Here is a 22,042-nt window from a genome sequence, read left to right on the forward strand (position 1 = left end):
AAGAAAACCCACCCAAAAAAAGTCAAAGTCAGCTCTTTCGTGACTTTGACTTTTCCCGTTTCTTGTTCAAATGAGTTTTCCTTACTTCTTATCGTCAACGATTTCGTAGTCTGCGTCCACTACGTTGTCTTTCTTGGGCTGCTCGTCGGCACCGCCAGCAGCGCCTTGAGCGGACTGAGCAGCTTGTGCCGCCTGCTCGTAAAGCTTGACGGAAATTTGCTGAATGACCTGGGAAAGCTCGTCTTTCGCAGCCTTGATCTCGTCGATGTTTCCACCTTCGAGTGCTTTTTTCACTTTTTCTTTCGCCTCGTTGGCCTTGTCGATTTCAGCCTGGTCGACTTTGCCTTCCACTTCTTTCAGCGTCTTTTCGGTCGTAAAGACAAGCTGGTCTGCTTCGTTGCGGATTTCCACTTCTTCCTTGCGCTTCTTGTCCGCTTCTGCGTTCAGCTCCGCTTCCTTCACCATGCGCTCGATCTCTTCGTCTGTGAGGCCGGAATTGGAGGTGATGGTGATGCGCTGCTCCTTGCCGGTGCCGAGGTCTTTCGCACGCACGTTTACGATACCGTTCGCGTCGATGTCAAAGGTAACCTCGATTTGCGGAATTCCGCGAGGCGCCGGCGGGATGTCGGACAGGGTGAAGCGGCCCAGCGTTTTGTTGTCCGCCGCCATCGGGCGCTCCCCTTGCAGCACGTGAATTTCTACGGAAGTCTGGTTATCGGCCGCAGTGGAGAATACCTGAGACTTGCTGGTCGGGATGGTCGTATTGCGTTCGATCAGCTTGGTAAACACGCCGCCCAGGGTTTCGATACCGAGAGAGAGCGGCGTTACGTCGAGCAGAACGACGTCTTTCACATCGCCGGTAAGTACGCCCGCTTGAACGGCTGCCCCAAGCGCTACCACCTCGTCAGGGTTTACCCCTTTATGCGGCTCTTTGCCGATGAACTTCTTGATCGCTTCCTGCACCGCCGGGATACGGGTAGAACCCCCCACCAGAATTACGCGGTCAATGTCGTTTGGTGTCAGCCCGGCATCCTGCAGCGCTTGACGGGTTGGACCCATGGTGCGCTCTACCAGATGAGCAGACAGCTCTTCAAATTTTGCACGAGTCAGGTTTACTTCCAGGTGTTTTGGACCGGTCGCGTCCGCGGTGATAAACGGCAGCGAAATGGTTGTGGTCAATACACCGGAGAGGTCTTTCTTCGCTTTTTCTGCCGCGTCTTTCAAACGCTGCAGCGCCATGCGGTCTTTGGACAGGTCGATGCCGTGTTCTTTTTTGAACTCGCTCACGAGGTAGTCGATGATTACCTGGTCGAAGTCGTCACCGCCCAGCTTGTTGTCGCCGGAGGTGGCTTTTACTTCAAAGAAGCCCTCGGACAGTTCCAGAATGGAAACGTCGAAGGTACCGCCGCCCAGGTCGTACACGAGAACGGTTTGGTCTTCCGTCTTTTCGATACCGTACGCCAGAGCTGCCGCAGTCGGCTCGTTGACAATACGGAGAACTTCCAAACCGGCAATTTTACCTGCGTCTTTGGTTGCCTGGCGCTGGCTGTCGTTAAAGTATGCGGGAACCGTAATGACGGCTTGTGTCACTGGTTCGCCCAGGTACGCCTCTGCGTCCGCCTTCAGCTTTTGCAGAATCATGGCAGAAATCTCCTGCGGAGTATATTCCTTGCCTTCGAGCGTTGTTTTATGGTTGGTACCCATGTAGCGTTTAATGGAGATGACTGTGTTGTCCGGGTTGGTAATCGCTTGGCGCTTCGCCGCTTCTCCGACGATGCGCTCGCCGTTTTTAAAGGCAACGACGGAAGGGGTGGTGCGGTTTCCTTCGGCATTGGGGATTACGACCGGCTCGCCGCCTTCCATCACAGCTACGCAAGAGTTTGTGGTTCCTAAGTCAATACCAATAACGCGACTCATTGATACATGTCCTCCTTCAATTTCTCTATCTAGAATGGCCTTAAGCGTTTACTTTTACCATGGCAGGCCGAACGACGCGGTCTTTGAACTGGTAGCCTTTTTGCAGTTCTTCCACGACGACGCCCGACTCGTATCCTGGATCTTCCACCTGCATCACGGCCTGGTGGATATTCGGATCAAACGGCTGGCCTGCCGCCTGAATAGGAGTCAAGCCTTCTTTTTCAAAGACTTGAACCATTTGGCGGTACACCATGTTGACCCCTTGCAAAAGCGAGTCTACGGTCATGGACTCCTTGTCGGCAGCCATCGCGCGCTCAAAATTGTCCAGCACGGGCAAGAGTTCCTCGATTACTCTCAGAGAAGCGTATTTCGCCAGATCCTCCTGCTCCTTGCGCACGCGCCGTCTCAGGTTTTCCATGTCCGCCAGGGCCCGCATCATGCGGTTCTGGTTTTCCTCGGCTTGAGCTTTCCAATGCTCTGCTTCCTTCTGCCAGTCTACATCGGAAACCTGATCGGTTTGCGCTTCTGCCGCATCTTCAGCCAAGGCCTCGCCGCTTTCTTGTGCTTCGGTCACTTTCTCTTCACTCAACGTTCATACCTCCTACGACTATCGCTTCGGCGCTGATGCCGACATTCGAAGTCAGCACTCCACTCTTACTTTTTCTCAAATTGATCGGTCAACATTCGCGACAAGCCTTCCGCCAAATAATTCAAAACGGATATCACCTTGCCGTACTCCATCCGTGTCGGACCCAAAATCCCCACCATACCCACAGGTTTTCCCTCCAGGTAATACGAGGTGGTGATGATGCTGCACTCCTTCATGGCGTCCACGTCGTTCTCCTGACCGATGCGGATTTGCAAGCCGTCGGTTGGCGATCCCACCAGGCGAATCAACTGATCGTTTTGCTCCAGCAGCTCGAGGATGTCCTTCACTTTTTCCACGTCGCGGAATTCCGGCTGGTTCATGATTTTCGTCACACCGCGAAGCAAGACGCGGTCGGACTCTTCTTTGGCGAACGACTGCTCCAGCGCATGAAGCATGTCTTCATACTGTTCCACATGGCGTCGCATCTCACCGGCAATTTCCTGATAGAGTCGCTGGCGCAGCTGCCAAAGCGGCACTTCCGTCAGCTTGCTGTTCAGGATATTGACCAGCTTTTCGATTTCCCCCGGATGTACCCCGAACGGCAGATCGATCAGCTTGTTTTCCACGCGGCCGGTGTGGGTAACGACAATGGCCACCGCCTGTGTTTCGTTCAACGGAACGATTTGAATGTGCTTCAAACGATGCTCAAAGATCTCCGGTCCCAACACGATTGATGTGTAGTTGGTAACGTGGGAGAGGATTTGAGCGGTGTATTCAATCACTTGTTCAAAGTGATGAATGCGTTCTGCGAACAGCTGTTTTAGTTTGGACAGCTCCTGATCGGACAGCTTTTGCGGCTGAATCAGGTTGTCGACATAAAAGCGGTAGCCCTTGGTTGAAGGAACGCGCCCCGCCGACGTGTGTGGCTGCTCCAGATACCCCAGTTCCTCCAGATCGGACATCTCGTTGCGGATCGTGGCGGAACTGAGGCCGATGTCTTCCCGTTTGGAAATCGTACGGGAGCCGACAGGTTCGGCCGAATGAATGTAATTATCGACAATCGCATTGAGAATCAGTCGCTGACGGTCCGATAACATGCTATTCTTTGCCTCCCTGCTTTGTTAGCACTCAAACCTATCGAGTGCTAAATCTATTAATAAAGTATCAATACATGAAGGATTTGTCAACGTTTTCCCCCATTCGCAGGCGAAGTTCGAACTACCTGAGGAAGCGGGCAAATACTTCGTTCCCCAGAGGCAGCGCCCGCCTGGTCAATCTCAGATGGCCGTCTTCTTCCTCCAGCATGCCTTTGGCGATCTCCTCCTCCACGATGGTGCCGAATTCCTGCTGAACGGTTGTTCCGAAACGCTGGGCGAAACGCTTCAAGTCGACACCCTCGCGCAGGCGCAGGCCGAGAATCATCTGTTCTTCCATGGCCTCCTGACGGGTGACTGCGAACTGTTCCACCCGCGGCAGCCCTTTCTTGCACATCTGCAGATAGACAGGCAGCGGGCCTGCATTTACATGTCGCTGGCCATCCACATAACCGTGAGCACCCGCACCAAGGCCATAGTATTCATTGTTAAGCCAGTAGGTTTTATTATGGCGGCTTTCCCTTCCCGGCTTGGCAAAGTTGCTGATCTCATACTGAGGATACCCGTGATGTTCCATCTGTTCAATCAGCATCAGATACATGGCCAATTCCTCTTCCTCGCTCGGCAGCGGCAGCTGATCTTTTTGGTAGAGCGTATGGAACAGCGTGTTTTCCTCCACCTTCAGACTGTAGGCGGAGAAGTGCGTGGTCGGCAGTTGAAACGCTTTTTCCAGCGTTTCCTGAAAGATTTCCTCCGTTTGATTGGGCAAACCAAACATCAAATCAATGGAGAGATTATCAAACCCGACCGCCAACGCGTTATCGATGCTGCGATAGACGTCATCCGTATCGTGGATGCGGCCCAGGCGCTTCAGCAGGGCATTGTCAAAGGACTGCACGCCGAAACTAAGCCGATTGACGCCCATTTGACGCATCAGGGACAGCTTTTCCCGGTCGGTTGTACCCGGATTTGCTTCCATGGTAAATTCGAGATCACCGGTCCAATACGGTCCCAGCTGGGTCTGTACCGTCTCCAGGAAAAAGCGCATCTGCTCCTGATCGAGAAACGTGGGGGTTCCACCGCCTACGAAAATGGTTTCAACCTTCTCAACCGGTCTCGCCGCAAAGGTAAGCGCCATTTCCTTCTTCAGGGCCTCCAGGTAGTCCCAGATCAGCTGCGGATTGTTCGTGACAAACGAGTTGAAGTCGCAGTAATAGCACTTGTTCGTGCAAAACGGTATGTGAATGTATACCGATTGTGGGGGCATAGCACTCCCCTCCTTTATTCGGATGGAAAACGACCTGACGAAAAAGTCAGGTCGCTTGCAGTCAAACGCGTATTATTTCTTGTCATCCATGCGAAGGACGGCCATAAACGCTTCTTGCGGCACCTCTACCGAACCGACGGCCTTCATGCGCTTTTTCCCTTCCTTCTGCTTTTCCAACAGCTTGCGCTTGCGGCTGATGTCCCCGCCGTAGCACTTGGCCAAAACGTTTTTGCGCATGGCGCTGATCGTTTCGCGGGCGACGACCTTGTTCCCGATCGCAGCCTGTATGGGCACCTCAAACTGCTGACGCGGGATGAGTTCTTTCAGCTTTTCGCAGATTACCTTGCCACGCGCATACGCACTGTCGCGGTGAACAATAAAGGAAAGCGCGTCCACCACTTCGCCGTTCAGGAGAATGTCCATCTTTACCAGCTTGGACGGCTTGTAACCTGCCAACTCGTAGTCAAAGGAAGCGTAGCCCTTCGTTCCGGACTTCAGCAGATCAAAGAAGTCGTAAACGATTTCGGAAAGCGGCATGTCGTACTTCAGCTGGACGCGGTTTTCGCCCATGTATTGCATGTCGAGGAAATCGCCGCGCTTGCCCTGGCACAGCTGCATCACGTCACCCACGTAATCTTTCGGCACCATGATCGTTGCCGTGACGTATGGCTCCTCAATTTGCTCGATCTTTTGGGCTTCCGGCATTTTGGACGGGTTATCGATCTCGATTACTTCGCCGTTTGTTTTGGTAATGCGGTAAATTACGCTTGGGGCGGTCGTAATCAAGTCGATGTTAAATTCTCGCTCAATGCGCTCCTGAATGATTTCCATGTGCAAGAGTCCCAGGAAACCGCAACGGAAACCGAACCCGAGCGCCTGTGACGTCTCCGGTTCAAACTGCAGGGAAGCGTCGTTCAGCTGCAGCTTCTCCAGCGCATCGCGCAAGTCGTTGTACTCGCTGGTATCAATCGGATACAGACCGCAGAACACCATCGGATTAATCTTGCGGTAACCGGGGAGAGGCTCGGAAGCCGGCCGGCTTGCGTCCGTAATGGTGTCACCCACCCGGGTATCGCCGACGGTTTTAATGGAGGCGGCCACATACCCTACATCACCGACGGTCAGCTCGTCAACCGGTGTTTGGCGCGGTGTGGACGTACCCACTTCTGTTACCTCGAACGTCTTGCCGGTCGCCATCATCTTGATCTTCATGCCCTTTTTCAGCGTACCGTTGACAATACGCACGGAGGCTATGACCCCGCGATAGGGATCGAAGTAGGAGTCAAAGATCAATGCCTGAAGCGGCGCATCCGGGTCACCCTCCGGCGCCGGAACTTTTTTCACGACCGCTTCCAGGACTTCCTTGATGCCTATGCCCGCTTTCGCAGAAGCCAGGCAAGCCTCGCTCGCATCCAGTCCGATGACATCTTCTACTTCCTGCTTCACGCGTTCCGGTTCAGCGCTGGGAAGGTCGATCTTGTTGATGACCGGGATGATTTCCAGGTTGTTGTCGAGTGCCAGATAAACGTTGGCAAGCGTCTGCGCTTCGATACCCTGAGCGGCGTCCACGACCAGAAGAGCCCCTTCACAAGCAGCCAAGCTGCGGGACACCTCGTAGGTAAAGTCGACGTGACCTGGGGTATCGATCAGGTGAAGAATGTACTCTTCGCCGTCATCCGCTTTATAGTTCAGTCGAACGGCATTGAGCTTAATGGTAATGCCGCGCTCTTTCTCCAATTCCATCGTATCTAGAAACTGAGCTTCCATTTCGCGTGCGGAAAGCGCGCCGGTCAGCTCCAAAATGCGGTCTGCAAGAGTGGATTTCCCATGGTCAATATGGGCGATGATGGAAAAATTACGTATTCTTTTCTGTCTTTCACGGCGATCCATGTTACGTTGTTCCCTCCCACGCCATCCGTAGAATCGCTCTCAGATCGCGTAACGTAAAAAAATGCACTAACGCTTATTATAGCAAAGCATGAAAGGAGGAGCAACAAAAGGGCGCATAGGCTCTCGTCTCTTTTTCCCACTTGTGGTAGATTGGAGAAAGAAAGTATTGCCAATAGGTTAGGAGAGATTGTCTTGTTTCAATTAGACCGGCTTGTATACGCTACCAAACGCCCTGATGAGATTGCCCTGACGCTTAAGCAGGAGCGAGGCTTGACGCTCGCTGCCTCCGGTCAGTCCTTCCCGGGTGTGGCTACCCGCATCTATCCCTTCCCCGGTGGCGGCTTCCTGGAAGTCACGTACATCGAGGATGAGGCGGCCGCCGTTTCCACCGAAAGCGGCAAAGCGCTTCACAGCTTCTTGCAGGAGAATGGCGATGGTTACTACGCGATGATCGTGGAGACGGATGACCTGGCACGCGTAAGACACATCCTGGAAGAAGAAGGCTATCCAGTCGCGGTCACTCCTGTTCAGGAAGTGACAGACCCGGCCGGTGACGTCGTTTCGTTCCAAATGCTCGGCACCTATCCTCACCTGCCTTGGTTCGTGCAATACGGCAAGCCGCGGCAATCACCCGCAGGTTATCCTCAGGCGGCCTTCCTACGGACGACCACACTGACTGCGGATACGGCAATCATGGAAAAAGTGCTGGGCCAACAGGCGACAATGGTGGAGTACCCGGACAGAACGGCGGCGATCCTGCCATTGAGGAACGCGTCGCTGCGTATTGAGACGGCGGATGCGTACGGCTATGCCTATTTCGACCCGAAAGGCGTGCTGTTTGAAAACCCAGCCGACTTTAGCTAACGCTGGTGTCGGCTGGGGCCCCGAACCCTTTCCTTGTGGCTGTATTCGATGTCCCAATGTTATAAATTCTTCTATACTAAATAAAACCGGAAAAGCCGATCTGCCCGCGGGGAGAGATCGGCTTCATTTTTCTGCCCCACTGCGATGTTTGATCATCTGCACGATATTCTCCGGAAAGATTTCCTGTATGCTGCTCCAGTAGCGGTTTCCATCCTCCGGCATGCGGTGGCCAACCACCTTGTATTCACTCCCGTCATACCAAATGTCAAATGCAGCTGGAGCACTGATGCCGGACGACCTGAGCGGATCCTTGCTCAATCCTTTCACCCATGCGTAGACGCGTTTCGTTTCCGCATTCGGGCTTTCCACACCTAATACATCTATCGTGATGTCCTGGTCTTCGCCCAGCCAAGCGAACGCCTCGTGGGTTTTGATGTAGGCCATGATCAGCGGCTCCACCAGATCCCGGTTAGCGGGAGCGACTCCCGGTTTCACCTCGACAAATACATGTCCAATGTACTTTCCGTTGGAGAGAACTTGCAGCTTCCAAATCCCAGGGGTCGGCAAGGCAATACCGGAGGGAAAATGTCCGTCGGCGTCATAGAGGGGATCCGCCACGCGCCATTTGCCCAGATTTACCCGCTTTCCTTCTGCGCTGATTGCTACCAGTTCGACTTCCTCTGCAAACGGGCCGTTTAACAGCCACATCACTTTTTGCGTCTGTTTCTCGTACAGTTCGCCGGTGATAATCCGAACGGGTTTCTCGCCGAAGTAGTGAAACGGTTTGTTGTCATAAGTGCCCGTCTGTTCCGGTGAAGGCTGCCACAAAACCGGCGGATTCCAGGCTGCACCGGGCAGAATCGTTTCAGAACGTTCCGGTTGATTAGAAAGCCGATGCTCCTCTCCGAGCGGCACCCACTTCCAGACAGCCAACCCGATCATCAGAAAAGCCGCCGCATACAGGATCGGAGACAGGGCTCCCTGCTTTTTTTGCTTGTTGATTTTGGACAGTATCTTTTGCTCCATCTCCACCGAAAAAACCACGTCGCGCAACAGAGTGCTGTCGGCTCTCTCCCGCAACTGCCGCAGTGATTTATCTACGTCCATCCCAATCCCTCCTGTGCTGTCAAGTTCTGTTTCAACTTCTGCCGGGCTCTGTGCAGCCGTGTCCGGACAGTGCCTTCCGTAACTCCCAGTACTCTTGCTATTTCCTCGATCCGCAAGTCTGCGTAGTAGTGAAGTGCGATAACCTGTCGATACGTGGTTGGCAGCTTTAGTACCTCCTGCACGAGCTGATCCCGCTCAGCATGCTCCAGCACGACCTGTTCCACTGAGTCAAACCCGTCCGTGTCCACCTGAGAACGGGGGAACATGTTGCGAAACGACCAGGAGCGCAGGTACCCTTTGCACTCATTGACAGCGATCCGATAGATCCACGTCTGAATATGGCTTTCCCCGCGAAATTGGGGAAGGTTTCGATACACCTTGACAAATACGTCCTGTGTGATGTCTTCGGCCAGAACGCGATCTTTTACAAAGAAGGTGACAAGACGGAGGATCCGCGTTCCATACGTTCGCATGATCTGTTCAAACTCCGCTTCTGCAGTAGGCTGCAGCTTGTTGTCCTCCACGATGGTCCGCCCTCCTTCCTTTCATTCACCTTGTTAGATGCAGAAGACCCGTTTTTGTTACCATGACTAAGAAAACCCAGCCGACTTAAGCGATCGCTGGTGTCGGCTGGGGCCCCGAACACTTCTCTAGTGGCTGTATGGGATGTCCAATTTTATCAATTCTTATCGACAGAAAAAAACCTGAAACACATATATGGTCTCAGGTTTTCCCTTATGTTAGCCAATTACAGTCAGTTGTTTGGGGAACCGGGTCAGTACTTCGCAACCGGTTTCCGTCACCAGCACGTCGTCCTCAATGCGAACACCGCCTGCGCCAGGCAGGTAAATCCCCGGTTCAATTGTAAAAACCATACCGGTTCGAAGCATCTCCTGATTTTCCCCGTGGACGGATGGATACTCGTGGACATCCATACCCAATCCGTGTCCCAACCGGTGCATGAAGTACTCTCCATATCCTTTGCCTGAAATCAGGTCACGAGCGGCGCGATCCAGACTGGCAAGCGTAACACCGGGGCGAACGGCGGCAATGGCCGCTTCATTGGCTGCGAGCACCGTTTCGTAAATGTCCTGTAACTGCCTGTTGATTTCCCCGACCGCAAACGTACGGGTAATATCCGATGCATACCCGTTGACGTAGACACCGAGGTCAAACAACAGAAGCTCTCCGTTTTGGATTTTGCGGTCGCCCGGTTTTCCGTGCGGCAAAGCGGACTTTTCCCCGGCCAGCACCATCGTGGAAAAAGACGGTCCTTCCGCGCCCAGACGTTTCATTTGGAATTCCAGTTCCGCAACGATTTCAATCTCCGTCACGCCGACCTTGACTTTTTTCAGGCCCTCCCGCAGCACGTCTTCCACAACTTGAACGGCCCGCTTCATTCGGGCAATCTCGTCCGGCGATTTGACCAGACGCATACTGCGCAGCGGCTGCTCCACATCCACGTACTGCTCGGCGTTTACTGCCGCGGCAATCGCTTCGTAACGTTCTACGGTGACGTAATGCTTTTCCAAGCCCAAACGCTTTACACCTGCGGGGAGCGCTTTTTGCAGGACTTCGTACGGGTTTTGGGTGTCCGTATGGGTGAAAATCTGCCTTACGCTGGAGGCACCTGCAGCGGCATCCCGATCAAGAGCAGGTACGAGTAAAGACGGCTCCCCTGCCGCAGGAACGATCAATCCCATGAACCGCTCGTGAGGATCGGTAAAGAAGCCGGTCATGTAGTAAACATGCTTGGGTGACGTGATCAATACCGCATCAAGCTGCTGCTCTTCCATAAACGCGTGCAACTGTTGAAAACGTTCTTGGCTCATTGTTTCCACACCTTACCTTCCTGTTTCTATAGGGAGAATACCACGACAGCCGAAAAAAAAGAAGCGTCGAATGCAATTTCATCAACTCTGAGGATAAGACTAAAACCGGAGGGTGAATCACTTGAATCGACTTACATTGCCTGATGGCAGATCACTGTCTTACCAATCGTTCGGGGAAGGACTTCCGCTGTTGTGTATCCATGCGCCGGGAATCGGGTCTGTTAACTTTTCCCTTCAGGCGCCCCTTTCCGACTCGTTTCAACTGATCATACCCGACCTCCGCGGACACGGGGACAGCAGTCCGGCGAAAGAACCGTTCGACATGGCTGACCTCGCGCGCGATCTGAAAACGCTCGTCGAACTCCTCGGGATTGACCGGCTCATCGTATTGGGATACTCGCAGGGCGGCTCCGTCGCACTGGAGTGCTGCCTCCAGTTTCCCCAGTACATCGCCGGCGGTATTTTGGCAAGCAGTTTTTCGGAAGTGAACGAACTCTACCTGCACTCCCGCTTTTACATGGCCCAAGCCATGGCATCACTGGGCGCCGTTTCCTTTCTGGCGCGCTCTACGGCTTCTTCCCATTTGGACGACAAAAAAGAGCAGGAACGCTGGATCGCCCACGCGAAACGGACGGACGCTTACACACTGCAGCAGATTTATATCGCCGGCCACCACTACAACTGTACCGGCCGCCTGCGAAACATCCATGTCCCGATGCTTCTCGTGTACGGCCGCAACGACAAGAAAATGCATCCGTACGGTAAGCTTTTGGCGAGCCATTTGCCGTTCGCCGATCTGCGTACAGTCCCGAACGTCTCGCATCAGGTGATCACCAAGGCAGCCGACGGTTTTAACCAACTCTGCAGGGAGTTCGCGCGCGCGTCGGTGAAACAGGCAGAACCGGTGTAAGAAAATAAGAAAACCCACCCGGCATTCGCTATCCTCAACCCACTCGGCGTTAGCTATCGCTGAGCCGAGTGGGGTCCCTTTCTTCACCGGGCGGGGCCCCGAACCCTTTTCTATCGGCTGTATGGGATGTCCAAATTTATAAATTCTTATACACCAAGAAAAACCTTCGTTCGAGCGAAGGTTCTTGGAAATCCTGCTAGTTTTTCATCCGCGGGTCAAGGGCATCACGCAGTCCGTCTCCGATCAGGTTGAAGCCCAATACCGTCAGCATGATGGACAATCCTGGAAAAATAACGGTCCATGGCGCTTTTTGAATGTATTGGCGGGAGTCAGCCAGCATTTTCCCCCATTCCGGTTCCGGCGGCTGCGCCCCCAGTCCGAGAAAGCCGAGCGCAGCTGCTTCAATGATCGCGGTTGCGATCCCCAAGGTTCCCGTCACGATGATGGGAGCCAGACTGTTTGGCAAAATGTGCTGCAGGAGAATGCGCGAATCTTTCATCCCAATCGCCTTGGCTGCCATCACGTACTCCTCTTCCTTGAGGCTAAGTACGCGGGAACGTACCAGACGACCGAACGTCGGTATGTTGATAATGGAAATGGCCAACAGAGCATTCTGCAGAGAAGGTCCCAGAATGGCCACGATTGCAATCGCCAGCAAAATGCTTGGAAAAGCCAGCATGATGTCAAACACGCGTGAGATCAGCATATCGATCCATCTTCCGTAGTATCCGGCCAACAGTCCGAGAAACGTACCGGCCACCACCGATCCGATGACGGAGAATGTTCCCACCCACAGGGAAATGCGGGCACCGTACACGACACGGGTAAACACATCACGCCCGTTGTAGTCGGTGCCAAACCAGTGCTCTTCCGACGGCGGCTTGTTTTTCATCACCAATTCCCCCTCGTCGTACTTGTAAGGGGCAATCGCCGGAGCAAAGATGGCAATGAGGACGAATGCGACGATGATGGCCAAACCTACCATCGCCAATTTGTTTTTGCGAAGAATTTTCCACGCGTCGCGCCAAGGGGAGGAAACCGGTTCATCCGCTTTTTTCAACGGTATGGATTGTACTTGTGTGTCTGCCATTCTTTTGAACCCTCCTTAGCGATATTTGATGCGCGGATCGACGTAAGCATACAGGAGGTCGACCACCAGGTTGATCAAGACAAAGATGGTAGCGATAACGAGAATGCCCGATTGAATCACAGGATAGTCCCGGTTGCCGATCGCCGTGTAGATGTAGCGTCCGACGCCCGGCCAGCCGAAAATGGTCTCCGTCAGGACGGCACCTCCCAGGAGAAGTCCCGTTTGTAATCCAATAATGGTCAAGACAGGAATAAATGCATTTTTCAAGGCATGCTTGTACACGACAAAAAATTGTCCCAATCCTTTCGCTCGCGCAGTGCGAATGTAATCGGAGCGCATCACTTCCAGCATGCTGGAACGCGTAATGCGGGCGATAATTGCCATCGGGATGGTTCCGAGCGCAATTCCAGGCAAAATCAGATGCTCGACGACCTCACGGAGCTGATCCCAGCGTCCCGCCAGCATCGTATCCAATATATAAAAGTGCGTAATGGCCTCGACCGGATTACGCGAATTGTCACGTCCAACTGATGGGAGCCACTTCAACTCTTGGGCAAAGACCCACTGCTCCATCAAACCGAGCCAAAAGATCGGCATGGAAACGCCAATCAAGGCAATCAACATGGCCATGTAGTCAAACCAGGAATTTTGTTTCCACGCAGATAGAATCCCTGCATTTACGCCAATAATGACAGCAAAGAGCATGCTGACAATGGTCAATTCGGTAGTTGCCGCCAAATACGGGCCGATTTCTTGCTCAATCTTGGCGCCGGAAAGAAGCGATTTGCCAAGATCACCCGACAAGATCTGTTTCATGTAATCAAAGTATTGAATGTACCACGGATCGTACAAGCCTAGAGCTTGACGCAACTCTTCCACTGCTTTGGGGCTTGCTTTTTCACCAAGAATGGTCAGAGCCGGATCGCCCGGGATGGCATGGATGATGGAAAATACAACGATGGACATGCCCAGTAGAACGGGGATGAGCATAAGGAATCTTCGGATACTGTAGGCTAGCAATGCCATCTCCTCGCTTTCCTCAGAAGTATGGGGATACATAGGGAAAGGGTAAGAAGAGGTGTGTCTCTCCTCTTACCCTATGATGGTTGTTTTTTATTGCTGGATGTCTACTTCCGCCAAGCTCTCAGAGCCGGTCGGATGCGGTACGTAGTTCAGGACGCTTTTCTTCGCAGCCAAAGCTGGAGTGGAGTGAGCGAGAGGAACCATCGGCACGTCTTTAAAGATGATTTCTTGTACTTGCAGGTAGAGTTTCTCACGTTCTTCCTTCGTTGTTGCCGATTGGGCTTGCATCAGCAGCTTGTGGGCTTCTTCGTTTGCCCAACGAGTGCGGTTGTTTCCGCCGATGTTGTTCTTGTCAAGCAGGGTTGCCAGGAAGTTGTCCGGGTCACCGTTGTCACCGGTCCAACCAAGCATGAACATTTCTTGTTCTCCCGCCTTCGTCTTTTCGAGGTAGGTAGCCCATTCCATTGTGACGATTTCCGCTTCTACACCGATCTTTTTCAGGTCTTGCTGGATGGCTTCGGCAATTTTCACGCCGTCCGGCATGTACGGACGAGGTACCGGCATTGCCCAGAACTTGATTTTGAAGCCATTCGGATGTCCGGCTTCGGCAAGCAGTTGCTTCGCTTTGTCGAGGTTGTACTCGCGGTCTTTGATATTGCCGTTATGACCCCAGATGGACGGAGGCATCGGGTTGACAGCAGGCTGACCGAGACCAGCGAAGAACGCTTCGATGATGGCAGGTTTGTTGATCGCATAGGCGAGTGCTTCACGTACTTTCGGGTTATCAAGCGGTTTTTTCTCCACGTTGAAACCTACGAAGCCGATGTTCATGGAAGGACGCAGAATCAGCTGCAGGTCTTGGTTGTCCTTAACCGTTTGTGCATCATCCGGGTTCAGACCGTCCATCAGGTCGATTTCGCCGGAGGTGAGTGCAGTCAGGCGGGCAGTGTTTTCAGGAATAACCTTGAACACCAGTTTGTCCAGCTTCGGAAGGCCTTTTTGCCAGTAGTTCGGGTTCTTTTCCAGTGTGATGGAGTCGTTGCGCTTCCACTCCTTGAAGATGAACGGACCGGTACCGACCGGGTTCTCGTTGTACTTCTCCGGCCCCATATCCTGTACTGCTTTTGGAGAAGAGATCGCGAAGCAGGACATGCCGAGGTTTTGGATGAACGGCGCCAACGGGCGGTTCAGCGTAAATTTGACGGTGTTCGGATCCACGACGTCGACGGATTTGATCACATGAGTCTCGTCGCCTTTGTAGCCGCCGAACATGTCGTTGTAGTACTCGTACCCTTCTTTGTTGTGCTGTGGATGGTTTTTGTCCATCCAGCGCTCGAAGTTCCATTTTACCGCCTCTGCGTTGAAGTCAGTGCCGTCATGGAACTTCACGCCTTGACGGAGCTTGAAGGTATAAGTCAAACCGTCCGGAGAAATTTCCCAGCTCTCTGCCAGACCAGGAAGGACGTTAGTGTTGTCTTTTTCGTAGAAAACGAGCGTTTCCAGAACGTTTTCGGTAACCTTGAACGATTCGCCGTCCGTTTGCATGATCGGGTCCAGACCGACGGAATCACCGCCGCGGCCAACGATCAACTGCTTCGGACCGCTTTGGGCTGGCTGTGCGGGTTGAGCTTGCGGTTGTTGTGTTTGTCCCTGATTGGCCGGTTGTTGTGTTTGTTGCGAGCCGCTGCAACCTGCGAGCGCCATGGAAAGGGCAACCAGGCTGGTAAGCGCAACGGAGAGAAAACGCTTTTTCATGAATGAAAATCCCCCTTTGCTTTTCTTTGGAAAGCCAGTTACTTCTGCATGGATCTTTGTTTACAACACTGTTCCGCCGCATCCCCCCTTTAAATCACCCACTCGGCTGTAGCTTACGCTGGTGCCGAGCGGGGTCCCATTGTGCACCGGGCGGGGCCCAAGAGCCTGTTAATGTGCGCGCAAGAAGTCACGCGTTGTATAGATGGCACGCCACGAAGTGTCCGCTGCCGACGTCACGGAACTGTGGACGGACACTGCGGCATTCATCTGTCACATGGGGACAGCGGGTATGGAAGGTACAGCCGCTTGGCGGATTGGCAGGGCTGGGCAAATCGCCCTGCAGGATGATACGCTCTCGCTTCGCATCCGGATCCGGTGTGGGTACAGCGGACAGAAGCGCCTTGGTGTAGGGGTGGAGCGGATTTTGGTACAGCTGCTCACTGGTCGTCAGCTCAACGATGCGGCCCAGATACATCACGCCGACGCGATCGCTGATGTGCCGAACGACACTCAAATCGTGAGCGATGAACAGGTAGGTCAGACTCAGATTTTTCTGGAGATCCTGCATCAGGTTTAGCACCTGTGACTGGATGGATACGTCCAGAGCAGAAACGGGTTCGTCTGCTACGATCAGTTTGGGATTCAGCATCAGGGCGCGTGCGATCCCGATCCGCTGGCGCTGACCGCCGCTGAACTGGTGCGGGTACCGCTGCGCATGATAGCTGCTCAGCCCTACCACTTCCAGCATCTCGCTCACACGCTGTTTACGTTCGGCTGCGTCGCCAATTCCGTGAACGATCAGCGGTTCTTCCAAAATTTTCTCAACATTGTGGCGCGGATTCAACGATGCAAACGGATCCTGAAACACGATTTGCATGTCGCGGCGCATTTTCCGCATCTCTTCCGGTTTGAGGGATGTTATGTTCGTTCCGTCAAACACGACTTCGCCCGCTGTCGGTTCGATCAGCCTCATGAGCGAGCGCCCAGTCGTCGATTTGCCGCAGCCGCTTTCCCCTACCAGTCCGAGGGTTTCTCCTCGTTTTACGGTAAAGGAAACGTCATCCACAGCTTTTACTACGCCTACCTCTTTCCCGAAAACGCCGCCTGTGATGGGATAGTATTTTTTCAGATTTTTAACGATGAGTAAATCTTCTGCCACCTGCATGCTCCTTTCGGGTTCTAATCGTTCAGCCAGCATCGGGAATAATGGTTTTCTCCTACTTCTTTCAGTTCCGGCACGTCTGCCCGGCACTTGTCGGTCGCGTGCTCACAGCGCGGCGCAAAACGGCAGCCTACTGTCAGCGATCCAGGGAGGGGAACGTTGCCCGGGATGGAGTACAGCCGTTCTTTTGTTTCCTCCAGTTTCGGGATGGAATGGAGCAAGCCGATCGTGTACGGATGTTTTGGCTCTTTCAGAATGGTACGGACGTCGCCTTCTTCCACGACGTTGCCCGCATACATCACGACAACGCGATGACACATCTCTGCCACGACACCCAGATCATGGGTGATCAGCATGATGGCGGTGCCTGATTCCTCGTTCAACTGACGCATCAGGTCAAGAATCTGGGCCTGGATGGTCACGTCCAAAGCCGTCGTGGGCTCATCCGCGATCAGCAGCTCCGGGTTACAGGCCATCGCCATTGCGATCATGACGCGCTGGCGCATCCCGCCGGATAGCTGATGGGGGTATTCGTCCACGATCGATTCAGCTCGGGCTATGCCCACCTTTTTCAACATGTCGATGGCGCGTTGGCGAGCTTCTTTTTTATCTGCTTTCGTATGTAGTCGAATCGCTTCGGCGATCTGGTTGCCGATGGTGTACACAGGGTTGAGCGAAGTCATCGGTTCCTGGAAAATCATGGCGATTTCGTTGCCGCGAATTTGGCGCATCCGCTTTTCACTGCTGGTTACCAGATCTTCCCCTTTAAATTTGATGGAGCCTCCCACAATTTTGCCGGGAGGATTGGGGACGAGTCTCATAACGGAAAGCGAGGTTACACTTTTTCCGCATCCGGACTCCCCTACGATGCCGAGAACTTCGCCTTTGCGTACACTGATGGTGACGCCGTCGACTGCAGGGATTTGTCCACGATCCGTAAAAAAGTGCGTTTGTAGGTTTTTTATCTCGAGAACAGGCTGTGACACGTAGCGCACCTCTCTTACCGATAAATTCTGTTCGGCTAATAAAGAACATTGGACTAACTGTGAACATTATGCCATTAACCAAATTTTTTGGCAACATAATAAATTCGCATTATTGATACTTTACATAACTGCAAGAAAAGACTTGCAAGGGCAAGCCTTTCCACTTTCTCGTGAAACAGTTGAGCGCATTAATTGATTGACAAACAATTTTCCCTACGGTTGGAACATTTGGGAGATCCAGTCCACTGCTGTCTTGGTCCCGCTTTTTACGTATGAACCGACGGACAAACCGAGTTTGCTCACGTAATTTACCATTTCCTGCGGGTTGGCCTGTACCTGCTTGCCCATGACCGCAATCTCCATCTGACCCTTATCCATTTTTTTAATGTAAAAGGTTTGCGGCTGTTGCTCCGGCAGTCCGCTCACCTTGTGAATGCCCCGTTCGGCCGTCTGCAGGCCAAGCACCACCCCTACGAGCAGAATCGCTACAAACCCCATCATTTTCAACGTTACATTCATCCGCACGTCACCTCATCGCCGGTTTGGCGGACTCCGGCTTGTTTACCCGTTCAGCCTGCCAGTAATACTCCGCAAACACGTCGGCCAACGCTTCTGCCGTGTTGTAGCATTCCTGCAGGGTATTTTCAATGCCGCCAATTTCTATTAACATGCTGCCCGGCGAAATGGATTGATTATACTCGCCGTTGCCACTTTTTTCGTTTTTGGCTGTAATTCCGCGCGATAAACCGGGATATTTTTTTTCCAGCAATTGATGCAATTCTTTGGCAAACTGCGTATTTTTTTCATGGTTTTTGTTCCTCAGGCCAATAACGAAAAAGGTACGGGCATAACTTTTTCCGTTGATCGTGATCGTTGTCCTCTCACGCGGCTTGTCGTCCCGATGCAGGTCAAAAAAGTAACGGATCTCGCGATTGCGCTCAGTCGCTGCCTTCACGACCTTCAGCGACTCCGCATAAGAAAGCCAGAACTTCGTCTTGCTGTAAATGTCGTCGGTATTGACTTCGGTGCCAATTCCCTTGTCGTTCAAAGCCTGTGCAAGGTGGCGTCCTACCAGTGTAATGTTTCTCGTCTCATGGTTGACTGATTTCGTTTCCGGCTCTAATTTTGCTTCACTCAACCACGACTCTCGGTTATGCGTGTGGTAGACAAAGACAATTTTTTTTCCGTTTGTGGTCGGCCTGGCCACCGGATCGGTCTTGGGATTTTCTTCGACTGTTTCGTTGTCCGTCGGCTGAGCGGCCGGGGGAACCTCGATTTCTTCGCGCGGTGCCGCCGGGTATTCGACGTACAGGTCAGCCAGCGTGGTGTCTTTTCCGGCTACGATAAATCTCGCGTCGTCGATCGTAAGGAGCCCAGGCAACTCCCGCCCCAACAAACTGCGCAGGTCTCCCGGATGGATGCTGGTGACCAATTCAAACATAAAACTGGCAAAATTGTTCGTTTCCCGTTCATTGGTTGCCTTTACCGTCTCGGAGAGAGCAGGAATTTCCTGTCCCATCAGCTTGACGAGAACCAGGCCGGATATATGGGAGGTGGCTTGTTGGATGGTTGACGATGCGATCATGATCCGGTTGCCGCCGATCGCCAGAAACCCGGTGACGACGAACAGAAAAGCAGTGACGAACGAAAGCAGTACGAATTGGCGTTGAATTAGGGTTGCCATGTTGTATCCCTCCTCAGGCTTTCGGCGAAAAGCGGTGTGACAGCATGGCGGGAGCCCCCGAAGCGGGAGCGCCTGTCTGCTTGTCTATGCTTATACCTATGTCCTTCATAGAGAAGATAGAACCGGCAACCCTACTTTTTCTCTCAATCCTATTGATCGTTCCGGTCAGTGTGTGTACGCTCCGCTGTTTTCCGTTGATACCGCACGGTGCAGGGCGCTGTTCAGACCGCTTGCGATCACGTTGGAGACCCCTTCGATGAAATCGTCCACTTCCTTGGGAGTGACGACCAGATCCTGTCCCAACGGACGCAGAACCTCGTGAATCAGCTGCCGCTTCTCCTCTTCCGGGAGCGAGCCAACCAGCCCCATAAATGTCTTGCGCGCTTCCATGTCCGGCAAATCTTCTTCCGTATACGGCTCTTTGCGCTCCGGCAGGCTGCTTATCGCCAGTTTGTTGAATGCGCGCTTGCTCTCTTGCATGGATTGGCCGAAGTGTCCGAGCAGATAGGTGATCGCATCGTTGACGATGGTAGAGGCAAAAACGACAGTGGGGACGCCGATGGCGATAACAGGAATGCCCAGTGTCTTTTCATCAATCGCCTTGCGCTTGTTGCCTACGCCGGAACCGGGGTGAATGCCCGTATCGGAAATTTGTATCGTCGTATTTACCCGGTGCAGGGCCCGTGATGCCAAAGCATCGATGCAAATGACAAAGTCAGGTTTGCTCTTTTCTACGACCCCGAAAACAATCTCACTCGTTTCGATGCCGGTAATGCCAAGCACGCCGGGAGAAAGCGCGCTTACCTCGCGATATCCGTCTTCTACCGATTCGGGTGCCAGTTGAAAAAGATGCCGCGTCACCAGAAGGTTTTCCACCACCATGGGACCAAGCGCGTCCGGGGTTACATTCCAGTTTCCCAGACCGACGATCAACGCCTTTTTCTCCTCGGTAATACCCAGCTCCTGTAAAAAGCGAGCCAGCTCTTTGGCCAGGCGTTTTGTTACCTGTTCCTCCACTTTCGTGTCATTGTCCCTCAGTTTGGGCACTTCAATGGTGACGTAACGGCCTGGAAGTTTTCCGATCTGTCTTCCCGCCTCTTCATTGTCCACGCTCAGTCGTGTCACCTTGATGCCCGGCTCCTCGTCGTCCGTTTCAATCACGACACCGGGTATCTCGCTTCCCGTCTGCTGCCGCGCCAGCTCATGCGCCTCCACGGCCAAATCGGTGCGAATGGAGTAACCGGATAGATCAATGTTGTGTTCCATTGGCTGCATGCTCCCTTCTCTCCAGTGATGCCTGTTACTAGCTTGCATGAAACTGGCAATTTTATTCGGAATCCTTTCTTGCAAATGGGTAATCCGCATGCTAGAATATGTTTTGTTGTATTTCTTGCATGCCCATAGGGGCTTTCCGTCTTAAGGAGGTGACACACATGCCAAATATTAAATCCGCGATCAAACGCACCAAGCAAATCGAAAAGCGCCGCGCTCAACGCGCTTCCCAAAAGTCCGATCTGCGCACTGCAGTGAAGAACTTTGAGAAAGCCGTTGCTGCCAACGACGTAGAATTGGCGAAGTCCACTCTTCTGGTGGCTGTGAAAAAGCTGGACAAGGCTGCTACCAAAGGTCTCATTCATAAAAACGCAGCGAACCGTCAAAAATCCCGCTTGATGAAAAAGCTCAACGTGCTGACAGCACCTGTAGCCTAAGCTTTCATCACCACAGGAGAAAACCCGCGAACAAACGTGTTCACGGGTTTTTTGCTTTGCCTGCGGCTTGATGTATAGGAGTTTTTGAACGCTGCAACTCTTCCTGTACCCGAGTCATGAACAGCTCCACCGCAAGCCGCTTGTCCACCTGTCCCGATTTCATCCGGTAATCTTCCTCTGCCAGTATCGCCAACAGTCTCTTCAGGGAATCCTCGGTGAAATGACGCGCTTGCTCCATCGCTTTTTTCACAGCGTAGGGATGCACTTTCAGCATCCCTCCCAGCTGCTGCTGGGTGTAACCGCGCGGCGCCCAGATTTTCACCTGCAGCAACAGGCGAAATTGCCGCGCCAAGAGCGATAGCAGCTTAATCGGCTCTTCGCCCGTTTTCAGGCAGTCGTACAGCGTGCGAAACGACTCCTCCAATCGACCCGCCACGACTTGCTCAATCAAGGCAAAGACGTCCTGTTCCAGCGTTCGGGAGGCGAGCAGATCGATGACCTCATCGGTGATGGCGGCCCCATTTCCGCCCGCATACAGCACCATTTTTTCCAGCTCCTTGTCCAGCAAACGAAGCTCGCTCCCGACCCGTTCCGTCAGCCTCATCGCCTGGGCACGCCCGATATGTCCCCCGTACTTTTCTGCCCGACGTTCGATCCAAGCGTACAAGTCGGCGTCGCGCAGCGGCTGAAACGCAAGTACCCTTGCTTTTTGCTGCAGGAATTTTACCAGTTTTTTTCTTTCATCCAGCTTGTCCGCTTCAATATGAAACAAGAGAGTGGTGTACGAGGGCGGGTTCTCCAGGTAAGCTATCAGTGCATCCGGGTCTGCTTCCACCTTGGTGGCGGGCTTGGCCCCGGTCAAAAAGTAGGCCTGATTGGCAACGACAAGGCGATGATCTGCCAAAAACGGGAGGGTTTCCGCGTCCTGAAGGATATCGCCGAGCGGCGTTTCCGTACAATCGTAGACGCCAACGTTGAGATCCGCGTAATTCGGGTCGATCATTTCCCTGCGCGCCAGAGCGATAAACTCTGTGGCAAGGAAGGTCTCCGTTCCGTACAGGACGTAGACCGGTGCAAACTGCTTCTGTTTGATTTCGCGTATGGCCTCAAGTAACGACATAAAACCCCCACCCCTACTCATTTTCCTGCGCTATTATATCACA

20 protein-coding genes are annotated in these 22,042 nt (G+C 53.1%); 3 read left to right on the forward strand and 17 right to left on the reverse strand.

Features of this window, described 5'->3' with window-relative positions; translation table 11 throughout:
- Nucleotides 1-81: 81 nt before the first annotated feature.
- From dnaK to lepA, 5 genes are all read right to left on the reverse strand, one after another.
- Nucleotides 82-1,917, reverse strand: a complete 1,836-nt coding sequence (dnaK, locus tag ACE99V_RS13395; RefSeq protein WP_400491598.1) for a molecular chaperone DnaK — start codon at nt 1,915-1,917, stop codon at nt 82-84.
- Between the two features lie 40 nt (nt 1,918-1,957).
- Nucleotides 1,958-2,506 carry a nucleotide exchange factor GrpE gene (gene grpE / locus ACE99V_RS13400; RefSeq protein ID WP_400491599.1) on the reverse strand — a complete coding sequence of 183 codons (549 nt, stop codon included), beginning with the start codon at nt 2,504-2,506 and terminating at the stop codon, nt 1,958-1,960.
- Nucleotides 2,507-2,571: 65 nt separating this feature from the next.
- A complete protein-coding gene (gene hrcA, locus ACE99V_RS13405; RefSeq protein ID WP_400491600.1) occupies nt 2,572-3,603 on the reverse strand; it encodes a heat-inducible transcriptional repressor HrcA in 1,032 nt (343 codons plus the stop codon).
- Nucleotides 3,604-3,724: 121 nt separating this feature from the next.
- Entirely contained in the window at nt 3,725-4,867 is a 1,143-nt protein-coding gene (gene hemW, locus ACE99V_RS13410) for a radical SAM family heme chaperone HemW (RefSeq protein ID WP_400491601.1), read from the reverse strand.
- Between the two features lie 72 nt (nt 4,868-4,939).
- Nucleotides 4,940-6,757 carry a translation elongation factor 4 gene (gene lepA, locus ACE99V_RS13415; RefSeq protein ID WP_400491602.1) on the reverse strand — a complete coding sequence of 606 codons (1,818 nt, stop codon included), beginning with the start codon at nt 6,755-6,757 and terminating at the stop codon, nt 4,940-4,942.
- Between the two features lie 192 nt (nt 6,758-6,949).
- On the opposite strand from lepA, the gene ACE99V_RS13420 reads away from it, so the two are divergent.
- The gene (locus ACE99V_RS13420; RefSeq protein WP_400491603.1) at nt 6,950-7,621 is read left to right on the forward strand and encodes a VOC family protein; all 672 of its coding nucleotides are present in this window, start codon (nt 6,950-6,952) and stop codon (nt 7,619-7,621) included.
- Nucleotides 7,622-7,744: 123 nt separating this feature from the next.
- Here the strand turns inward: ACE99V_RS13420 and ACE99V_RS13425 are convergent, their stop codons facing one another.
- From ACE99V_RS13425 to ACE99V_RS13435, 3 genes are all read right to left on the reverse strand, one after another.
- Nucleotides 7,745-8,728: a hypothetical protein gene (locus ACE99V_RS13425; protein WP_400491604.1), complete on the reverse strand. Its 984-nt coding sequence runs from the start codon at nt 8,726-8,728 to the stop codon at nt 7,745-7,747.
- Entirely contained in the window at nt 8,719-9,252 is a 534-nt protein-coding gene (locus ACE99V_RS13430) for a sigma-70 family RNA polymerase sigma factor (protein WP_400491605.1), read from the reverse strand. Before ACE99V_RS13430 ends, ACE99V_RS13425 begins: the two co-directional genes overlap by 10 nt.
- Before the next feature lie 216 nt (nt 9,253-9,468).
- On the reverse strand, nt 9,469-10,560 hold the full coding sequence (locus ACE99V_RS13435) for a M24 family metallopeptidase (protein ID WP_400491606.1): 1,092 nt from the start codon (nt 10,558-10,560) through the stop codon (nt 9,469-9,471).
- Nucleotides 10,561-10,681: 121 nt separating this feature from the next.
- On the opposite strand from ACE99V_RS13435, the gene ACE99V_RS13440 reads away from it, so the two are divergent.
- The gene (locus tag ACE99V_RS13440; RefSeq protein ID WP_400491607.1) at nt 10,682-11,470 is read left to right on the forward strand and encodes an alpha/beta fold hydrolase; all 789 of its coding nucleotides are present in this window, start codon (nt 10,682-10,684) and stop codon (nt 11,468-11,470) included.
- 196 nt (nt 11,471-11,666) lie between these two features.
- On the opposite strand, the gene ACE99V_RS13445 is transcribed toward ACE99V_RS13440, so the two are convergent.
- From ACE99V_RS13445 to gpr, 8 genes are all read right to left on the reverse strand, one after another.
- A complete protein-coding gene (locus tag ACE99V_RS13445) occupies nt 11,667-12,560 on the reverse strand; it encodes an ABC transporter permease (protein ID WP_400491608.1) in 894 nt (297 codons plus the stop codon).
- Nucleotides 12,561-12,575: 15 nt separating this feature from the next.
- Complete coding sequence (locus ACE99V_RS13450) at nt 12,576-13,586, reverse strand: ABC transporter permease (RefSeq protein ID WP_400491609.1); 1,011 nt, start codon at nt 13,584-13,586, stop codon at nt 12,576-12,578.
- Between the two features lie 87 nt (nt 13,587-13,673).
- Nucleotides 13,674-15,338 carry an ABC transporter substrate-binding protein gene (locus tag ACE99V_RS13455; RefSeq protein ID WP_400491610.1) on the reverse strand — a complete coding sequence of 555 codons (1,665 nt, stop codon included), beginning with the start codon at nt 15,336-15,338 and terminating at the stop codon, nt 13,674-13,676.
- A 187-nt stretch (nt 15,339-15,525) separates the two neighbouring features.
- A complete protein-coding gene (locus ACE99V_RS13460; RefSeq protein WP_400491611.1) occupies nt 15,526-16,497 on the reverse strand; it encodes an ABC transporter ATP-binding protein in 972 nt (323 codons plus the stop codon).
- A 20-nt stretch (nt 16,498-16,517) separates the two neighbouring features.
- Nucleotides 16,518-17,486 (reverse strand): ABC transporter ATP-binding protein, encoded by a 969-nt coding sequence (locus ACE99V_RS13465; protein WP_400491612.1) that lies wholly within the window; start codon nt 17,484-17,486, stop codon nt 16,518-16,520.
- 213 nt (nt 17,487-17,699) lie between these two features.
- Nucleotides 17,700-18,005, reverse strand: coding sequence for a DUF3679 domain-containing protein (locus ACE99V_RS13470; protein ID WP_400491613.1), 306 nt, complete (start codon nt 18,003-18,005; stop codon nt 17,700-17,702).
- Nucleotides 18,006-18,012: 7 nt separating this feature from the next.
- A complete protein-coding gene (spoIIP, locus tag ACE99V_RS13475; RefSeq protein WP_400491614.1) occupies nt 18,013-19,170 on the reverse strand; it encodes a stage II sporulation protein P in 1,158 nt (385 codons plus the stop codon).
- A 165-nt stretch (nt 19,171-19,335) separates the two neighbouring features.
- Entirely contained in the window at nt 19,336-20,436 is a 1,101-nt protein-coding gene (gene gpr, locus ACE99V_RS13480; protein WP_400491622.1) for a GPR endopeptidase, read from the reverse strand.
- Between the two features lie 167 nt (nt 20,437-20,603).
- On the opposite strand from gpr, the gene rpsT reads away from it, so the two are divergent.
- Nucleotides 20,604-20,879: a 30S ribosomal protein S20 gene (gene rpsT, locus ACE99V_RS13485; RefSeq protein WP_400491615.1), complete on the forward strand. Its 276-nt coding sequence runs from the start codon at nt 20,604-20,606 to the stop codon at nt 20,877-20,879.
- Nucleotides 20,880-20,919: 40 nt separating this feature from the next.
- Here the strand turns inward: rpsT and holA are convergent, their stop codons facing one another.
- Nucleotides 20,920-21,999, reverse strand: coding sequence for a DNA polymerase III subunit delta (holA, locus tag ACE99V_RS13490; RefSeq protein ID WP_400491616.1), 1,080 nt, complete (start codon nt 21,997-21,999; stop codon nt 20,920-20,922).
- Nucleotides 22,000-22,042: the final 43 nt, after the last annotated feature.

Origin of the sequence: Brevibacillus soli (assembly GCF_044759095.2) — a bacterium.
In the GTDB taxonomy this organism is placed as follows: Bacteria; Bacillota; Bacilli; order Brevibacillales; family Brevibacillaceae; genus JBIYSM02.